This is a genomic window from Neobacillus sp. OS1-32 (assembly GCF_030915425.1).
In the GTDB taxonomy this organism is placed as follows: Bacteria; Bacillota; Bacilli; order Bacillales; family Cytobacillaceae; genus Neobacillus; species Neobacillus paridis.
On the sequence record NZ_CP133263.1, the window covers coordinates 2,932,443 to 2,948,353 of the forward strand.

Consider the following 15,911-nt stretch of genomic DNA (forward strand, 5'->3'; position numbering starts at 1 on the left):
AATAATCCTCTTTTCTTAGTTTGATAGTTTATATTACTTTTGCCCGTAATAGGCATTTTTCCCATGCTTTCGTAAATAGTGCTTATCTAAAATACGTTGTGGCAAGTCTACAGCAAAGTGATTTAATTCTCGGGCAAACAAATTCATTTTTGAAACTTCTTCTAACACCACACTATTCATGACTGCTGATTTTACATCTTTACCCCAAGTAAATGGACCATGGCCATGAAGCAGGATACCGGGCACCGCTAAAATATCTAACCCGCGCTCTTTAAATGTTTCGATGATGACATGGCCAGTTTCCGCTTCATAACCACGATCAATCTCCTCTTGTGTCAAGAAGCGGGCACATGGTATGGAACCATAAAATGTGTCGGCATGAGTGGTCCCCATCGCTGGAACGTCAAGGCCTGCTTGCGCCCAAATGGTCGCCCAAGTTGAATGAGTGTGCACGATGCCGCCGATTTCTGGATAATGCTTATAAAGGACGGCGTGTGTCGGTGTATCTGATGAAGGCTTCAACTCTCCTTCCACAACATTGCCATTTAAATCAACAACCACCATATCACTAGCTTTCATCGTTTCATAATCAACACCACTTGGTTTGATCACGAATAAACCACTTTCCCGATCAATGCCACTCGCATTTCCCCATGTATATTTCACAAGTCCATGTTTTGGCAAGTCCAAATTGGCTTGAAATACTTCTTCTTTCAACTGTTCTAACACGTCAATTCCTCCCGTTTTTCACTCATAACATCAAAATTATCTACGGCGGCCTGCTCAATCACTAGACCTTTCTTGTATCGCTCAATGAATATTTCAAAGCCTTTAACGTCAAATCCATCGGGATACATTTCTTGCCCCTCAACCCCCTCAAATACTTTTTTGTCAAGAAAGTCTTCCAAGCTTTCCTCTTGGCCTTTGTTCATCATGTAAGAGGCAAGAATGGCCATTCCCCACGCCCCGCCTTCCCCAGCAGTTGCCATAACTGAAACTGGAGTATTCATGGCAGCGGCAACAATTTTTTGTCCGACAACAGGAGTTTTAAATAAACCACCATGAGCTAATATGCTATCAATTGCAACATTTTCTTTCTTCGTCAAAATGTCCATTCCGATTTTCAAAGCACCGAATGCTGCAAAAAGATGGGTTCGCATGAAATTTGCCAAATTAAAGCGACTTTCAGGCGAGCGTACAAACAATGGTCGTCCTTGTTCTAAGCCTGTAATATTTTCACCTGAAAAATAACCGTAACTAAGCAAACCGCCGCTGTCCGGATCGGCTTCCAGAGCTTTATTCAACATCACATCAAATAATTTATTTGTTTCAACCTTTAGTCCCATTGCCTCAGAAAATTCACGGAACAAACCGAGCCAAGCATTAAGATCACTAGAACAGTTGTTCGCGTGAACCATGGCAACCTGGCTGCCGTTAGGTGTCGTTACGATATCAATTTCCGGATATACTTTTGAAAGTTCCCTCTCCAATACAATCATGGCAAAAACGGAGGTTCCAACTGAGATGTTTCCTGTACGCTTTCTTACACTATTTGTCGCCACCATCCCGGTTCCAGCATCACCTTCCGGTGGGCAAACTGGAATTCCTGGTTGTAAATTTAGTGACTTGTCAAGAATTTTTGCTCCAATTTCAGTTAACTCTCCTGCTTGCTCGCCAGCAAGATAGACTTTAGGGAGAAGATCCCTTAATCTCCATGGATAACCTTTGAGCGCGATTAGCTCATCAAACTGCCTGATCATCGTCTCATTATAATCCTGTGTTGATTCATCAATTGGGAACATGCCCGAAGCATCCCCTATACCAATTGCCTTATTACCAGTCAGCAACCAGTGAATGTAACCAGCCAAAGTGGTGATAAATTCAACACGCGGCAAATGTTTCTCATCGTTTAACATTGCTTGGTAAAGGTGAGCAATACTCCAGCGTTCAGGGATATTGAATTGAAATTTCTCTGTTAATTCTTTCGCTGCAGCGCCGGTTGTTGCATTACGCCATGTCCGAAATGGAACAAGCAGCTCTCCCGTGTTGTCAAATGCCATATACCCATGCATCATGGCGGAAATTCCAATAGAACCAATTGTTCGAATGGTGATTCCATAATTCCGTTCAACTTCTTGCTTCATTTCACTATAAGCAGCTTGCAGGCCGGTAATTATATCCACTAAGTTGTACGTCCAAAAGCCATCTTCCAAACGGTTTTCCCACTCATAACTTCCAGATGCAATTGTTCCATAACTTTGATCAATCAACACTGCTTTAATACGAGTGGAGCCAAATTCGATTCCAAGAGAAGTTTCTCCCTTGGTGATCGCTTCCTTTATGTGCAATCGATTATCTTTCATACATATTCTCCTCTCAGACAGCGGTTTCAATGTAGCGTATAATTAAAAGGAGGCGCTTTCCTTTTCACTTAACTTTAACACCCTTAGTATATTTTCTGTACGTACATATGTCAATAATATTATTATATGTACATACAAATGCCACAGATATAATTTAACCCTTTACTCTCATAAGGTTGATTTTAAAAGGAATCATGTGACAAAAGAAAAAAGTGGGGTAAAAAAAGGAAATGGTCCCTGGGGTTGGAAATTTGTATGGAAATAAGGGTTATTATTTTAATTTATTTAAAGTCATGGTACAATATATCCATACAAATATTTTATGTGATGAAATTAGAACGCGAACAACTATGAAAGGAGTGAATTGCATGAAACCTAAGTATCAGATCATAATTGATGATATAAAAAGTAAAATTCTCTCAGGAGATTATAGCATAGGAGGACAAATACCTACCGAGTCTGCTCTTCAAGAAAAGTACAAGGTTAGCCGTCACACTGTTCGTAAGGCCATTTTGGAACTATCAAAAGAGGGATTCTTAAGAAGTGAAAAGGGATCCGGCACATATGTCAGCAACCAATATCAATTAAAAGCAGGAGGAAGTTCTAATAAAAAAACAATTGGTGTCATCACGACCTACATTTCTGATTACATTTTCCCTTCCATTATTAGGGGAATTGAAGGGAGATTGAATGAAGATAATTATTCGTTACTATTAGCCAGTACAAATAATAATGTTGAACAAGAAAAAAAAGCTTTGGAGATGATGCTGGCATTTGGTGTGGATGGTTTGATTGTGGAACCCACGAAAAGCAATTTATACAATCCCAATATTGCTTACTATCTATCGTTCAAAGAACAGGATGTGCCATTCATTATGATCAACGCTTATTATGAGGAATTAGATGTTCCTTTTCTTTGTCTCGATGACGTACAGTCCAGCTATATTGCAACAAAAGAATTAATTTCGAAAGGGCATTCTCAAATTGGACTCATTTCAAAAAAAGATGATTTGCAAGGAAAATATCGAATGAAGGGGTATATAAAAGCGCTTGGGGAAGCCAAATTACGATTTCAACCAGAGTATATACTTTCTTATGATACAGAGACGAAGCGAGACCTATCCACTAACTTGAAGGAGTTCCTAAATCAAAATAGAGCCGTGTTGACTGCCATTGTTTGCTACAACGACGAGGTTGCGTTGGAAGTGGCAAATGTATGCAGACAACTTAATATTTCCATTCCGGAACAATTGTCAATTATTGGTCAAGACAATTCCTATATTGCCAAAAATGCTCATATCAAACTTACGACATTGACGCATCCGCAAGAACAAATGGGACGTGATGCAGCTGATTGGATTATCAAGAAATTACAGAGAAAGAGGGATTTACCAAATGAATACTATTATCAACCAGCTTTAATTGAAGGCGAAACCGTAATAGAGTTAGAGGTACAACCATCTGGTGTGATCGATGAATCATAAAAACAATGGGACATTGGGTGTCCTCATGTCCCATTGTTCATAAAGAACAAGTAGAAATTCACATGCCTAAAACAATCGTAGAAAAATTAAATCCACACCCTCTAATATATTATTTGCTCTTTGGATATATTGTCTTGTTAATAAAAAAACTCGTTTTCCCTTTCGTTACGACACTTATTACATCTTTTCGGATATTTAATCTTCTCAAGCAGCAAAAGAATGATGGTCTTTTACTTTTAACCTGAATTATTCACAGTTTTTTTGAAATAGGCTGCTTTCTCCTATTTAATCAGCTTTTCAGTCGATTTTTAATGCACTTAATAAATGAAAAAAGAATCCATTTCTGATAAGGTTAAAACAACTACGAAATAACCACAGAAAGGATTCTTATAATGGCTACTTTACCGCAATTAACCCTAAATTTCAATCGTCAAATTAAATTGTCAAATGATGGAGGTTCCCTTTCTTCTGATACCGGTGAATTCATTTTTAGAGAATTCGATGAGAAAATAGGGTTTTCAGAGACATTAACTAAATACCTACAACTAAAAGACGAAAGACTCTACTTTTTTCATTCGAATGAAAACTTGCTTCGTCAAAAGATTTATCAAATCGTTGCTGGATATTCCGAAGATGATGCAGCTGATCAATTAACGAAGGATCCCGTGTTTACGCAAATCATTGGAACAGAAGCATTAGCTTCCCAACCTAGCTTATCCCGCTTTTTTGCACGGTTTGATAAGGAATCTATTGTGCAATTAAATCAAGCTAATCAAGAACTTTTAGACAAAGTGAATCAAATTAGAGAGTCTAAGGCACTTATTATCGACTTGGATTCTACACATGCCGATACGTATGGAAAACAGGAATCCACATCTTACAATTCTCATTACGGAACAGTTGGTTTCCATCCATTGGTTGCTTTTGATGGAATAACTGGTGATTTTTTAAAGGCCCAACTAAGACCGGGAAATGTCTATACTTCCAACGGTGTCGTGGAATTTGTCAAGCCTCTTATCGAACATTATAATGAGAAATTCCCAGCGATTGTCCCATTCCTACGAGGGGATAGTGGCTTTGCTGTTCCAGCTTTGTATGATTTGTGTGAGGAAGAGTCGGTTTATTATGTGATTCGTTTAAAATCAAATGCCAATTTGCAACGTCTCGCTGATGAACTACATCCTGCCTCCATTCCAGCCGATACAACAAAACCAGAGATTTATTATGAGGAAACCGAATATCAAGCAAAATCATGGTCTAAGCCTAGAAAAGTGATCATCCAATCTGTTCGCCCTGCGGGCGAATTGTTTTTCACGAATTCATTTTTTGTAACGAACTTGATAGACGCATTTTCCCCGAAGGATATCGTGAATGCGTACAAAAAAAGAGGCACAATGGAAAACTATATCAAGGAAGCTAAGAATGGATTTGGTTTGGATAAAATGAACAGCCATTCTTTTCAAGTAAATGAATCCAAGATGATGTTGAGCTTGTTGGCATATAACCTAACAAATTGGCTTCGTACGCTTTGTTTTCCGGAGGGACAAAAAAGCATACAAATCGAAACCATTCGAACAAGACTGATAAAGGTCGCAAGTAAATTAGTGAAATCAGGACGATCGCTTTACTTTAAGTTGTCTTCCAGTTTTGTGTACCAAGAATTCTTTTGGAAAGTATTACAGAGAATTCAACTGCTAAAGCTGGAATAAAACTTATCTGCTATCTAATTTGGGCTGTGTTAATGTGCGATTTTGATTTTTACACACTGTTGATTGAAGTGGAGGGCGCTTGACTCCTGCGGGATGTAGAGGAAAAGTCGAGACCCCACAGGCGGAACGCCGAGGAGGCTCGACTTCCTCCCTGCGGAAAGCAAGCGCCCGGAACGGAAATCAACAGACAAATGTAATGCAGCCAATATTTAAAAACAACTTTCAAGACCAAGGGAGTAGTATGCTCAAAAACCTAACACTTTAAGACATGCCACTTAGCGATTTTCATGAATAGGTAACTTACAAATAAATTAATGGCAATTGTGCACCAAATTGAATTTCTAGATTTCTTTTTATTGACTAATGTGCAGGTATGAATAATTCAGGTTTTAATTAATCTGCGATTTGCTGAGCTCTTTGTTTATTATAAAACCACACAACCTACATATCCATGATTGCTCTAGCTAATTCATGGATCGTTCCAATTCGATTTTCTAACATTAATTTAAAATTTAGTATAACAAAATAACTACATACCACAGCATTTTTTGTATTTTTTTCCACTTCCACATGGACAAGGCTCATTTCTTTTAGGTTTTTCCACCGGCAATTCAATTACATTGCTATTTATTTCCGGACTTCCTTGTAAAACTGCCTTTCCCGCTTCCTTCATTTCTTTATATCGCTTTCTTAATAGCCCTATTGCTTCTTCACTGTCTTTTAACGAATCCTTAACAATCTCATCCACTTGTTTTCTAGAAATTCCATAGATATCAAGAATCTCATATCTTTTCTTTTTTAATGATAATCTGATAGCAAACTCTGAGTCATTATTATTGCTTTCTACAAAGATAAGAATAACATTATCACAGTTGCAGCTTGGATTCATACAATACTGATCATAAATAATATATTTTATATCATTTACTTCAGTTCCTAGGACAAGCCCTTTTTTCTCTTCAAATACCTCAATATAACTAAAGGTATTTCCACTTAAAACATCAGATTTTTCCATAATTTTCACTTTTCATCATTCCTTTTATAACCTATTAAAAATGCATTCAATTACTATTGAGCATTATCTGTATGACCAGAACCATTCTTGATATAAATCTATCCATTTAAAATTCTCATGTCCTTCGTCCAATTTGATGCTAGCTAATGGCAGTATTACTTTTTTCCTACCTAACCTGCATTCAACAAGAATTCCATAAATTTCGTCTACTTTTATCTCTTGCTCTAAACGAATACAGTTGACTTCAAATTCTGCGATTTCTAAAGGACCCACTTCCTCTTCATATAATGCAGTAAAAGGAAATATCATATGTTGTAATAGATATTCATAAAAACTCATTAAACTTGTCTCTTTTACAGTGAATAATTTGTCCATATAACTTGCTTTATATTTATTACCTCTCTCTAAACCGCTTATCCCTAATATTTGGGCAGCTTGAATTTCCCATTCTTCGATTTCAACCTGCTGATCATTCAACATATCCTGAGGAACAATTAATCCATTTACTATCGAAAGATTATTAAAAGGACTATCTTGAACAACTGACTTTATCGAGAAATTACTGTCAAAATAGGTCATATTAAACATATCTCTAATTTTCTTCGACTTTTGCGAAGTCGTACTTTGCTTCGTGCCGAAATACTCAAAAATTTCTGCAGCAGACACATTTGGTTGACTAGATTTATCAAATAAAAAATTAATCGTTCCCAAGGCATGAATTACTGCTGCAGCCCAGATTTCAATACGACCTGACAGAAAGGGAACTTCCCTTTTCCTAGCCATTTTGTTTATTAATTTTTCAATTACTTCCTCATATTCTTCATTTAAAAATTGCTTGCTAAACTCAATTGTTAATTTCAGTAATTCTGCCTTCTTTTCCTCTACCTTTTCTTTTGGTTTAGTCATACTCCACAACCTCTAATCTATTAGTTTGCTCTTAAAGTAGATTTTCTTCATTAATAGAAGAATGCGTTATCCTTTTCGTTACGACATTTTTTGCATCTTTTCGGATAGGAAAAGCCTTTTTTCTTATAAAACTGCTGCTCCCCCGTTGTAAAAGTAAATCGTTCTCCACATACCCAGCATTTTAAAAGGAGGTCTTGCGGCTCTATACCTTTTAATGCTTCATCGATAGATTCTGTTCTTTCCTTTACAGCTGAATGATCAATTGGCTCTTTTCTATTTAATACATTTATAGTTGTTCGAATTGCATCTCTTACCTTTTTGTAATCAATTTTCTCCCATAATTCTAGATAAGGGATAAATGATTGATCTCCGGATTCTTTAATCTTCTCAAGCAGCAAAAGAATCATTTTCCTATTCCGATCCTTTAAATAGCTCATCTCAGGATTTTGCTTTCCCTGCTTAATCCATTCCTTCCATTCATTTAAAAGTTCATCTGCATATTGATCAGATTCTATTTGCCAACCTCGCTTTGTATAAATAATCATTGGCAGTTTTCCGTAATATTCAATATCTAGAAAATCATAATCAATCATCCAATCAATTTTTTGCATAATTTCATTTAGTTTCTCTGACTTAAAATAACCATAGACAGGACACTTGTCCAGCTCCAGTTGCAATACTTTCTTATCCCGTGATCCCTTTAAGATTTTGGCAAGAAGTGTCCTTCCTCCCTGGGCAATAATTTCATCAGCCGCTCTCAATATGACCTTTATTTCTTCCTCAGATAATCGATCCGTCTTTGCTTTTAAAATGGCAAGTCCTCCTCATCATCCCAGCGTTCGGAAACAATTGGTTTTTCTAGTACTTTGGGGTTTCTTTTTAATTCTTCACTGACAGTAGGCCTAACTGTTAGCACCCTATTGAATTTCTCCTCATATAAATCACGAATCCATACTTTTACAGGTGCTTTCCATTGCTGATTAGGCGTAGGGATATTTTTAATTAAACTCTTGGGTGTCATCCCCAACTCCTTGGCCATTTGTATATCAGCCTCATTCAAACGACATCGTTTTTTAGCCTCTGCCCAAGCTTGTGAATTTCTTTTTGATGCCATCTCCTTATCCTCCTTTTTAGACGATAATTGTGAAAGATATTCTGCGATATGAACTTTATATATACTATCCTTTCGTCCGCCCCACTAAGAAAATTTTCGAACAAAACATCTTTGATTTTGCATACATATTTTTGCTCTGCCACTTCTCAGCTTTCCAAAAGCAAAAACTTTTAGCATTTTTTACGTCTAGATTTTCAATTCCCACAACATTTCTTAAATTTTTTCCCGCTCCCACATGGACAAGGATCATTTCTGCCAACCTTTTGACCAGTTTGGAAACTAATGACTTCCCCTTGTTTATTGGGCAAAGGCAGTAATGCCTTTTTCTCCTGCTTGAATAGCTCTTCTGAAGTATATCCCTTTAAATACCATTCCCTCGTATTATTCATAAGAAGAACAAGAGCATCCATTAGTCTCTGCACAGCTTCTAAACTTTCGAATGTCAGTTGCGTCTGCAAATATTGAAGAAGCTGACTAGGCTGATGACCTAATTTCACGTGGATAACAAAGTCCCGGGCAAGCTCCGTCGCCTCTTGTTTTGGCATCCGATACTCCTGCGTAAACAGTGATACAAGTTGAGAATACCCCTTTGGATGCTCCACATAGTCCGTTTCACCCGCTTCAAGAAGCTGTTTCTTCGTGAATGGATAGTAGTCCAGGTTCTTTCTAGATGCCTGCTCCTCTAAAACAACTAAAGGGTCTAGCACTTCCCAGTAAGAATAGCCGTACCTGTCAATGTACATTTCCTGGTAGTATTCCATCGCATCAAAAATAACATGATTGAAGGCGAGGTAATCTGGGTGAATAGGCGTATATTTCTCAACCAAATCCACTAGCTTGTCATGCGGCACTGTTCCATAATAATAGAGTAATCCGCGGGTGATCTTAATCCATTCCGTATTCCTCAAAACATTCGCAAGTATCGTTTCGTCTTGAACGATCTCTCCTAGAGAAGGCAATAATTCCAAAGGAATCATGACAACTGGATTGCCGTTCCGAAAACCAGTAAACATAAAACCAGTTTTATGGAAATACTCCATCTCCTCGATTTCTACATTATTTGCACTAATCACTCCATTATTCGCTATGAGATTTTTTATTAAAAACAATCGTCGCTCATCAAATCCGCTGATAATAATTCTTAGAAGAAAAGGGATTGCCTCCGCCAAATATTCAATTAACTCCGCCTTTTTCAAGGAACTTATATTTTTGATTTGCTGTTTTTTTCGGATGTCTTGAAGATCTGCCATTTTTAATGTGGATAGTCCTTCCTTTAATGAAGCTATTCCTATGATTTTATTCGATTGATTTTTGTTTTTATTTACTACCATTTTATACTCCCTTCACACAGAGTCCACTACGACAACATCAAAAGCCACAGTAACTCCTTACTGGCCATCTTTTTCATTTCATATTTATTTTTTCCATTGTATCACGCAGACGCTTAAAATAAACACATGAAACTGGGTCAACTACTTTTTTCTAATTAGTCCAAATAAGGGGTCAGTCCCCCACTGCGGTAAATAAAAATGATATACAGTTGCGTGATGACTTGATTTTCGTTATGCTTTATCCCTTAATTCAACAGGAATTGGAGAAGCAATATGGGGCGAAATAAAACAAAATGAGTGTGGTTAAATTATTAAAATTGAAAAGCTGCCCATAGGCGCTTACTTATTTATTGTTACCGTGCAGGTAAGAACATTTGAAGGCGATCACGATCCTCCTAATGATTTAGTGACAATCACTTTTAGTAATGAAAAATCCCTAGAGTGGCATGCTATTGATTTCAACCTAAAAAGATTAAAGCCAAATGAAATAACTAAATGCAGCCAAATACAGGCATCCTTTTGTAAAAGGGTGCTTTTTCTTTGAGAATAATCTTCAATTAAATGGCCCGATTGCGGAAAACTGATTTTTATTACAACCGATCGAATTTTTTAAAACTATTATGATTTTATTAACCCCAATTATGTCACCGTTGGTAAATATTTATCCCCTCTATAAATATGGAATCTACTTAAAACCAAAGATAACCCCTAGTATACATGGGGCACTCCAAACTTTAAAATTAAAGACACTAATGAAATTTGTGCGAAATAGAATGGCTAGGTTATTAAAGCTTAGTGAGTTAAATCCAACACTTACTCCACACTCCTTTCGCCATACTCACACTTTTCTTCTTGCACAGGCAGGAATAGCTATAAATGAGATTATGGATCGGTTAGGCCATCAGGACGATTTAACAACTAGAAGAATTTATCTTCATGGAATAGAGTATAGAAGAAAAAATGCCTCTGACCAATTTAGCGCTTTAATTCGCAGCTACAGAAAGTAATAAACTTGAAAGCAATAATTGCTTTCAAGCACATAGACCCACAAAACGTCACTGTTGTGTAAACGAAATCCTTAAATGGAATAAGGACAAAATAAAATGTCCCCTAACAAGAGGACCTACTCTATAGATATGGTAAGTCTTTGCAAGTCAATAATAAGGCCGACTTCCTTCATGAAATCGTATCCGATAATACCATCGATCTCAAGACCGTAATCCATTGAACCCAATTCAACATTGAAGTTTTGGATTGCTATTTCATCATGAATAGAGATTTGATCTATATTTTTTATATAAACAAACTCAAGTCCACCGACTCCTTGAATGGTTTGTGTTACATCATTCGCTTCTGGTTTTACCCCTATTTCTTCAAGTTTATTCACATTAAAGATGGTTCCAGCAGAGCCAGTATCAAGTAAAACATTTTCTAATTTCAAGCTTTGCCCACGAAATGTTACAGTAGCCTCTATAAATGGTAACTCTGATAGTTCTTTTATCTTAATCATATTTTTCTAAGTCCTGTCCATTTCTTTTCGCGTATATCGAGGTCTTCTCTAGAAGTATGGAAAAAATAAAGTTCACGGTTTGGCTTTTGCTTGTGCAATTCATGATGCCGGCGAAATGCGTCCATTGAGTCATCAAAAGAATCTATTACAGCTATATCATCTACTATGCGAAAATTACTCTCCGAGTGCGCTGCAATTGCTTCAATGACAACCCATTTATCCGGGTAAGCTTTTCGAACTTGTTCCCATAACATTTCATACTCCCCCTTTACGAAGTAGTAACTTCTTATTTTCATTTTATCAAAAATTCTACTCATATACCTCAGGCAGGTGTCTCTCTCGAACAAATCATGGATCGTTTAGGTCATACTGACGATCAAATAACAAAAAATGTGTACCTCCATGTAACCCAAGAAATGAAAAAAGAAGCCTCTTAAAAGTTCGGTGAACTCATGAGAAGCCTCCGTTAATTTCCTCTATATTAGCAAACCACTCTTATCTTACCAACAAATCCTTATTTTTCAAGGGTTCGAGGGGCAGATTACATCATGCCGCCCATGTCAGGCATTGCAGGGCCTGCAGCTGGTGGTTCTGGCTTGTCAGCAACTACTGCTTCAGTGGTTAAGAACGAGAAGTAGTAGACTTGGCTAAATCATAGATATATCAAGGTTTTATCTCAATGGACTACTTCTTAATTTTAAACCTACAAATACATTCTAAAGCAGTGACAGAATTATGTAAAGATGTATACCGAAAGGTTCAAAAATATACCGGTTCCCGCATTAATATTCACATTTTCCCTATGATTTCTAAAAAACAGAATTTCATGATTTGGTTTGTATACTTGACCTGAACACACTTCTTCCTTTTTCAATTCTTTGTTTTTACAAACCTTCGGATTTTAATCTCCCTCAATCCTAAATCAGTCGACAATACAAAAACTTTTCGACAAAAACATGAATAGCGTTACACTGCACAAAACCCCTTATTCCAATCCTTTTTCTTCTTATTTATAATAGTGATTAGTTGGTATTCTTTTTCCTCGGTATTCGGTATGAGGTGAAACAATCGTATTCAATTGAGACGTTGCCAAATGGCTAGGCATATCAATTGACGAAATTACCTAGCTAGTTGATGTGGGCAAATTTGAATATACCCTAAAAACTTATGAAATCCCCATGTTCAATGAGGATACAGCCTTCACCACCTATTCCGATGAGAGACTTACACTAAAGGAACTCAAAACTTGTTATGAACAAGATCTTCTGGACAAGAAATGATTCCACAGGCACCGGCAATTAGAGGATTACAAGCAATCAACTCCCAATTTCGCGCAAAGTATGGCAGTGATGATGTGACGGTTTTTTGGAGCAAGAAATTCCTTCAATGCAGAAGAAACCAAAGATGCACATGAATGGAAACTGGCCTTATCAAAGCTGAAAGAAAAAACGGAATTCATGCAGATCTTGAAAGAAAATCTTGAAATGTATCACCAAACAATAATAGGCTTAAAGCAAAGATAAATTCTTCCACGATGAAGGAAGGAGGTAATCAAATGGAAAAGAAAAAGGAGTTCGTTCAACTTCTATTCTCGACCCCTTGGCCAACTGGTTGAAAACAGGACACTGTTCCGCAAAAAGGCGTATGCAGGTTGCATACGCTTTTTCACTATCTTTTAATAACTCAAATGATCATAATAAAGTTACATATGGGAATGTCACTGCTTTTCATATGAGGAGTGTACTGGATAACTTAAAATGATTTAAGTTTCTTAATCCCCAACATAAAAAATACATTGAAAAAGACAAATGAAGAATTCAGGTTCTTTTATGGGTGAATGTTCCTCTATTTCTAAATAAGTTTTAAAGAATTCAGTTGCTTTCATTTTCCACCTTGCTACTTCCTTACCCTCATAATAAAATTTTGCCCAATCCATTAAATCTTTCTTTACCGTAAATTCAAGGCCAGATGTGCATTTAATCAGAAATTCAGGAGATATTGTTTGCCAACTAATATATGACACCCAATACTCCTCTTGGTTATCAATATTCATTATTTTGTATTGTGTTTTTCCCCATCGTGGTTTCTTATTCCCCTGAAATTTCAGTTTTCCATTTTCCCCAAATACGTCAAATTGGACAAAAAAGTTATGACTGAAAAAGAAATCTGCAAGTCTCACTAACATATTTTTATAAGTTCGTTTAAAGGTACATACAGTTTTACCATTACTATCTGTAACATTAACCAACTTTGTTGAATTTTTAATATTTGGCGGATTATAAGTAAAACTTTGCATTTTTCCTCCTCAAATCTATTAATTGTATGTCTGGACTATTTTATATCAACTTTATTTTTGGCTCTGTTAAACTTTAATGTTGATTTTTATAAAAAAATTTAGGGAAAGCCCACATTTTAGCAGGTTTCCCCTGACATTTCGTGATTTATCGTAAAAAGTAATTGACAATGAGAGGTAAAATTAATAATAGTACAGAGATTGATTTTAGAAAGTTATTAAATTTTCGAGGTAGCTTTTCTTTTTCATTGTACCAACCTTTAAATTGCCATTTGTTCCTGTAAGTGAGAAATAATAATAACAAAATTACCAAAAAACCAAACCATTCATATTGGGTTACGCCCATTGATTTATAAAAAGCATTTAGAACGGCATAGAATAGCCCTCCTAAAAATCCAAATATCAAAATGATTCGTATTAATCCTAATGGCTACGTTAAACTTTAATGTTGATTTTTTTGATAAAATACTGGGAAACCCATCTTTAAGTTTTCCCGATTTTTATTGAAATTTCCCTTTAACCATTTAATACCTTTTTTAATTGTTCTAATTCCATTAATGCACCTGATGCAGAATAATATTTCATTTTATTTTCCAGTAATTCTCTTTCCTCTTCTTCACTTAACTTATCAAAGGTTATTTCCATATCCTTTAATAACCCAAATGTTTCAGATTTAAAAGATTTTAGTTCTTCAATTCTCTTATTAACGTACTCGGTCAAATTAACAGTCATTTCCCGTTCCCTCCTTTTTGAAAATTATACCATTAGAAGTTCCAAGAAGACTTGTCTTTTTGTTGAATCATTAGTTTTTTGAGTTGAATTATGAACTACACCTTAAATTTTGACAGACGTAAACTGTCATATGTGTCCGTCATTTCAAATACAAATGATGTTAGCAGAAGTTCTTTGATACTATGTCAAGAAAATAGACACAGATTTTTCTACCGCGCTTCGCTTGGTGGCCTTGATAAAAAAGTTTAAATAAAGAGCGATTTAAACTTTTTTATCAAGGTGAAATTAAGCCACTGATTTTCCATACATCTGCTCAAATTCGTTGGGTGTAAAGTAGCCCAAAGTTGAATGGATCCTCTTAGAATTGTAGAAGAATTCAATATACTCAAACAGCGCCTTCTTCGCGTCTTCCCTAGTTTTAAACTTCGTTTGATAAACAAGTTCACGCTTAAGAATACCGTGAAAGGATTCAATACAAGTATTGTCGTAACAGTTTCCTTTTCGGCTCATGCTGCCTACCATACTGTACTTGTTTAATAGTTTCTGATACTCCAGTGAGGCATACTGAACACCTCGGTCTGAGTGATGAATAACGCCTTTCCCTGGCCGCTGGCGCTTGTAAGCCATCTTTAATGCGGAGATGACCAATTCCTTTGTCATGGTCTTGTCCATGGCCCAACCTACTATTTTACGAGAATATAAGTCCATAACGCTCGCCAAATACAACCAGCCCTCATTGGTCGGAATATATGTGATGTCCGTTACCCAAAATTGGTTTGGTTTACTCGCTTTAAACTGCCGATCCAGGATGTTTTCACTTACCGGGTGTTGATGCTTGGAATTGGTCGTAGCCTTATATTTCTTGACAGTACAAGACTTCCACTGGTTCTTAGTCATAATGCGGGAAACCGTACGCCCGCTCACTTTCACGCCCCGTTTATTCAGAGTTTTAGTGATTTTCACACTGCCGTATCGTTGCTTAAATTCTATATGGGTTTGAAGAATCTTTTGTGTTAATTCCTCATGTTGTTTTTGCCGATCACTTTTTGGCCGGTTTAACCATTTGAAATAACCGCTTTTGGAAACTCCCAGTACTTTGCACATCTTCTCCACTCGGTATTGGGAGCAGTGTTCTTGGATGAACTCATATTTTACCGAGGGCTTTTCGCGAAGTAGTGCATCGCCTTTTTTAATATTTCATTTTCCTCCTTTAGATCACGGATTTCCTTCTGAAGGGCCCTTAGTTCGGCTGCCTCTGAAGAATAAGATTTTACAGCCTTTACCTCCGGCTGTTGACTATACTTCTTCACCCAGCCATGCAAAGTATTTACGTTAACGCCTACTTCTCTGGCCACTTGGGCTACAGACTTGTTGTTTGCGCTAAGGTACTTTACAGTTTCAATTTTAAACTCCTCTTCGAATTGTCTAGCTCTAGCCATACAGACACACCCCGT

At 36.7% G+C, this 15,911-nt stretch carries 16 protein-coding genes; 4 read left to right on the forward strand and 12 right to left on the reverse strand.

The features are described 5' to 3' along the window. Positions 1-33: 33 nt before the first annotated feature. A complete protein-coding gene (locus RCG24_RS14525; RefSeq protein WP_202654736.1) occupies positions 34-729 on the reverse strand; it encodes an L-ribulose-5-phosphate 4-epimerase in 696 nt (231 codons plus the stop codon). Beyond that, a complete protein-coding gene (locus tag RCG24_RS14530; protein ID WP_202654735.1) occupies positions 723-2,363 on the reverse strand; it encodes a xylulokinase in 1,641 nt (546 codons plus the stop codon). The genes RCG24_RS14525 and RCG24_RS14530 overlap by 7 nt, the downstream gene beginning before the upstream one ends. A gap of 368 nt (positions 2,364-2,731) precedes the next feature. Here RCG24_RS14530 and RCG24_RS14535 point away from each other — a divergent pair, with 368 nt between their 5' ends. Both RCG24_RS14535 and RCG24_RS14540 read left to right on the forward strand, forming a co-directional pair. Next, positions 2,732-3,847 carry a GntR family transcriptional regulator gene (locus tag RCG24_RS14535; protein ID WP_308077344.1) on the forward strand — a complete coding sequence of 372 codons (1,116 nt, stop codon included), beginning with the start codon at positions 2,732-2,734 and terminating at the stop codon, positions 3,845-3,847. Positions 3,848-4,239: 392 nt separating this feature from the next. Further along, positions 4,240-5,556 (forward strand): IS1380 family transposase, encoded by a 1,317-nt coding sequence (locus RCG24_RS14540; protein ID WP_308077039.1) that lies wholly within the window; start codon positions 4,240-4,242, stop codon positions 5,554-5,556. Between the two features lie 529 nt (positions 5,557-6,085). On the opposite strand, the gene RCG24_RS14545 is transcribed toward RCG24_RS14540, so the two are convergent. From RCG24_RS14545 to RCG24_RS14565, 5 genes are all read right to left on the reverse strand, one after another. After that, a complete protein-coding gene (locus RCG24_RS14545; RefSeq protein WP_308079192.1) occupies positions 6,086-6,571 on the reverse strand; it encodes a YecA family protein in 486 nt (161 codons plus the stop codon). Between the two features lie 63 nt (positions 6,572-6,634). Then, positions 6,635-7,477 (reverse strand): DUF6398 domain-containing protein, encoded by an 843-nt coding sequence (locus tag RCG24_RS14550; RefSeq protein WP_308077345.1) that lies wholly within the window; start codon positions 7,475-7,477, stop codon positions 6,635-6,637. Between the two features lie 50 nt (positions 7,478-7,527). Then, complete coding sequence (locus RCG24_RS14555) at positions 7,528-8,289, reverse strand: RQC-minor-1 family DNA-binding protein (RefSeq protein WP_308079193.1); 762 nt, start codon at positions 8,287-8,289, stop codon at positions 7,528-7,530. Next, positions 8,283-8,591, reverse strand: a complete 309-nt coding sequence (locus tag RCG24_RS14560) for a hypothetical protein (protein WP_308077346.1) — start codon at positions 8,589-8,591, stop codon at positions 8,283-8,285. The genes RCG24_RS14555 and RCG24_RS14560 overlap by 7 nt, the downstream gene beginning before the upstream one ends. Before the next feature lie 194 nt (positions 8,592-8,785). After that, the gene (locus tag RCG24_RS14565; RefSeq protein ID WP_308077347.1) at positions 8,786-9,922 is read right to left on the reverse strand and encodes an SEC-C metal-binding domain-containing protein; all 1,137 of its coding nucleotides are present in this window, start codon (positions 9,920-9,922) and stop codon (positions 8,786-8,788) included. A 316-nt stretch (positions 9,923-10,238) separates the two neighbouring features. Between RCG24_RS14565 and RCG24_RS21330 the strand changes: the two genes are divergently transcribed. Together RCG24_RS21330 and RCG24_RS14570 are read left to right on the forward strand one after the other, a co-directional pair. Continuing rightward, on the forward strand, positions 10,239-10,466 hold the full coding sequence (locus RCG24_RS21330; protein WP_374049163.1) for a DUF3888 domain-containing protein: 228 nt from the start codon (positions 10,239-10,241) through the stop codon (positions 10,464-10,466). A gap of 76 nt (positions 10,467-10,542) precedes the next feature. Then, positions 10,543-10,929: a tyrosine-type recombinase/integrase gene (locus RCG24_RS14570; RefSeq protein ID WP_308077348.1), complete on the forward strand. Its 387-nt coding sequence runs from the start codon at positions 10,543-10,545 to the stop codon at positions 10,927-10,929. A gap of 116 nt (positions 10,930-11,045) precedes the next feature. Here the strand turns inward: RCG24_RS14570 and RCG24_RS14575 are convergent, their stop codons facing one another. The 5 genes from RCG24_RS14575 to RCG24_RS14595 all read right to left on the reverse strand — a co-directional run bounded on the left by RCG24_RS14575 (position 11,046) and on the right by RCG24_RS14595 (position 15,896). Beyond that, positions 11,046-11,432 carry a retropepsin-like aspartic protease gene (locus tag RCG24_RS14575; protein WP_308077349.1) on the reverse strand — a complete coding sequence of 129 codons (387 nt, stop codon included), beginning with the start codon at positions 11,430-11,432 and terminating at the stop codon, positions 11,046-11,048. Then, entirely contained in the window at positions 11,429-11,686 is a 258-nt protein-coding gene (locus RCG24_RS14580) for a hypothetical protein (protein WP_308077350.1), read from the reverse strand. Before RCG24_RS14580 ends, RCG24_RS14575 begins: the two co-directional genes overlap by 4 nt. A 1,517-nt stretch (positions 11,687-13,203) precedes the next feature. Further along, positions 13,204-13,728 (reverse strand): tubby C-terminal domain-like protein, encoded by a 525-nt coding sequence (locus RCG24_RS14585; protein WP_308077351.1) that lies wholly within the window; start codon positions 13,726-13,728, stop codon positions 13,204-13,206. A gap of 513 nt (positions 13,729-14,241) precedes the next feature. Beyond that, the gene (locus tag RCG24_RS14590; protein WP_308077352.1) at positions 14,242-14,457 is read right to left on the reverse strand and encodes a hypothetical protein; all 216 of its coding nucleotides are present in this window, start codon (positions 14,455-14,457) and stop codon (positions 14,242-14,244) included. Positions 14,458-14,742: 285 nt separating this feature from the next. Then, a protein-coding gene (locus RCG24_RS14595) for an IS3 family transposase (protein WP_308077353.1) occupies positions 14,743-15,896 on the reverse strand; the annotation gives its coding sequence in 2 pieces (ribosomal slippage) (positions 14,743-15,641 and positions 15,641-15,896; 1,155 coding nt in all). Between the last annotated feature and the right edge of the window lie 15 nt (positions 15,897-15,911).

Bases quoted from the DNA above. Each gene is read 5' to 3' on its own strand.
- RCG24_RS14570 (WP_308077348.1), top strand. From the start codon at position 10,543: ATGATTTTATTAACCCCAATTATGTCACCGTTGGTAAATATTTATCCC.
- RCG24_RS14540 (WP_308077039.1), top strand. From the start codon at position 4,240: ATGGCTACTTTACCGCAATTAACCCTAAATTTCAATCGTCAAATTAAA.
- RCG24_RS14535 (WP_308077344.1), top strand. From the start codon at position 2,732: ATGAAACCTAAGTATCAGATCATAATTGATGATATAAAAAGTAAAATT.
- RCG24_RS14550 (WP_308077345.1), bottom strand. From the start codon at position 7,477: ATGACTAAACCAAAAGAAAAGGTAGAGGAAAAGAAGGCAGAATTACTG.
- RCG24_RS14580 (WP_308077350.1), bottom strand. From the start codon at position 11,686: ATGTTATGGGAACAAGTTCGAAAAGCTTACCCGGATAAATGGGTTGTC.
- RCG24_RS14590 (WP_308077352.1), bottom strand. From the start codon at position 14,457: ATGACTGTTAATTTGACCGAGTACGTTAATAAGAGAATTGAAGAACTA.
- RCG24_RS14560 (WP_308077346.1), bottom strand. From the start codon at position 8,591: ATGGCATCAAAAAGAAATTCACAAGCTTGGGCAGAGGCTAAAAAACGA.
- RCG24_RS14585 (WP_308077351.1), bottom strand. From the start codon at position 13,728: ATGCAAAGTTTTACTTATAATCCGCCAAATATTAAAAATTCAACAAAG.
- RCG24_RS14565 (WP_308077347.1), bottom strand. From the start codon at position 9,922: ATGGTAGTAAATAAAAACAAAAATCAATCGAATAAAATCATAGGAATA.
- RCG24_RS14545 (WP_308079192.1), bottom strand. From the start codon at position 6,571: ATGGAAAAATCTGATGTTTTAAGTGGAAATACCTTTAGTTATATTGAG.
- RCG24_RS14575 (WP_308077349.1), bottom strand. From the start codon at position 11,432: ATGATTAAGATAAAAGAACTATCAGAGTTACCATTTATAGAGGCTACT.
- RCG24_RS14530 (WP_202654735.1), bottom strand. From the start codon at position 2,363: ATGAAAGATAATCGATTGCACATAAAGGAAGCGATCACCAAGGGAGAA.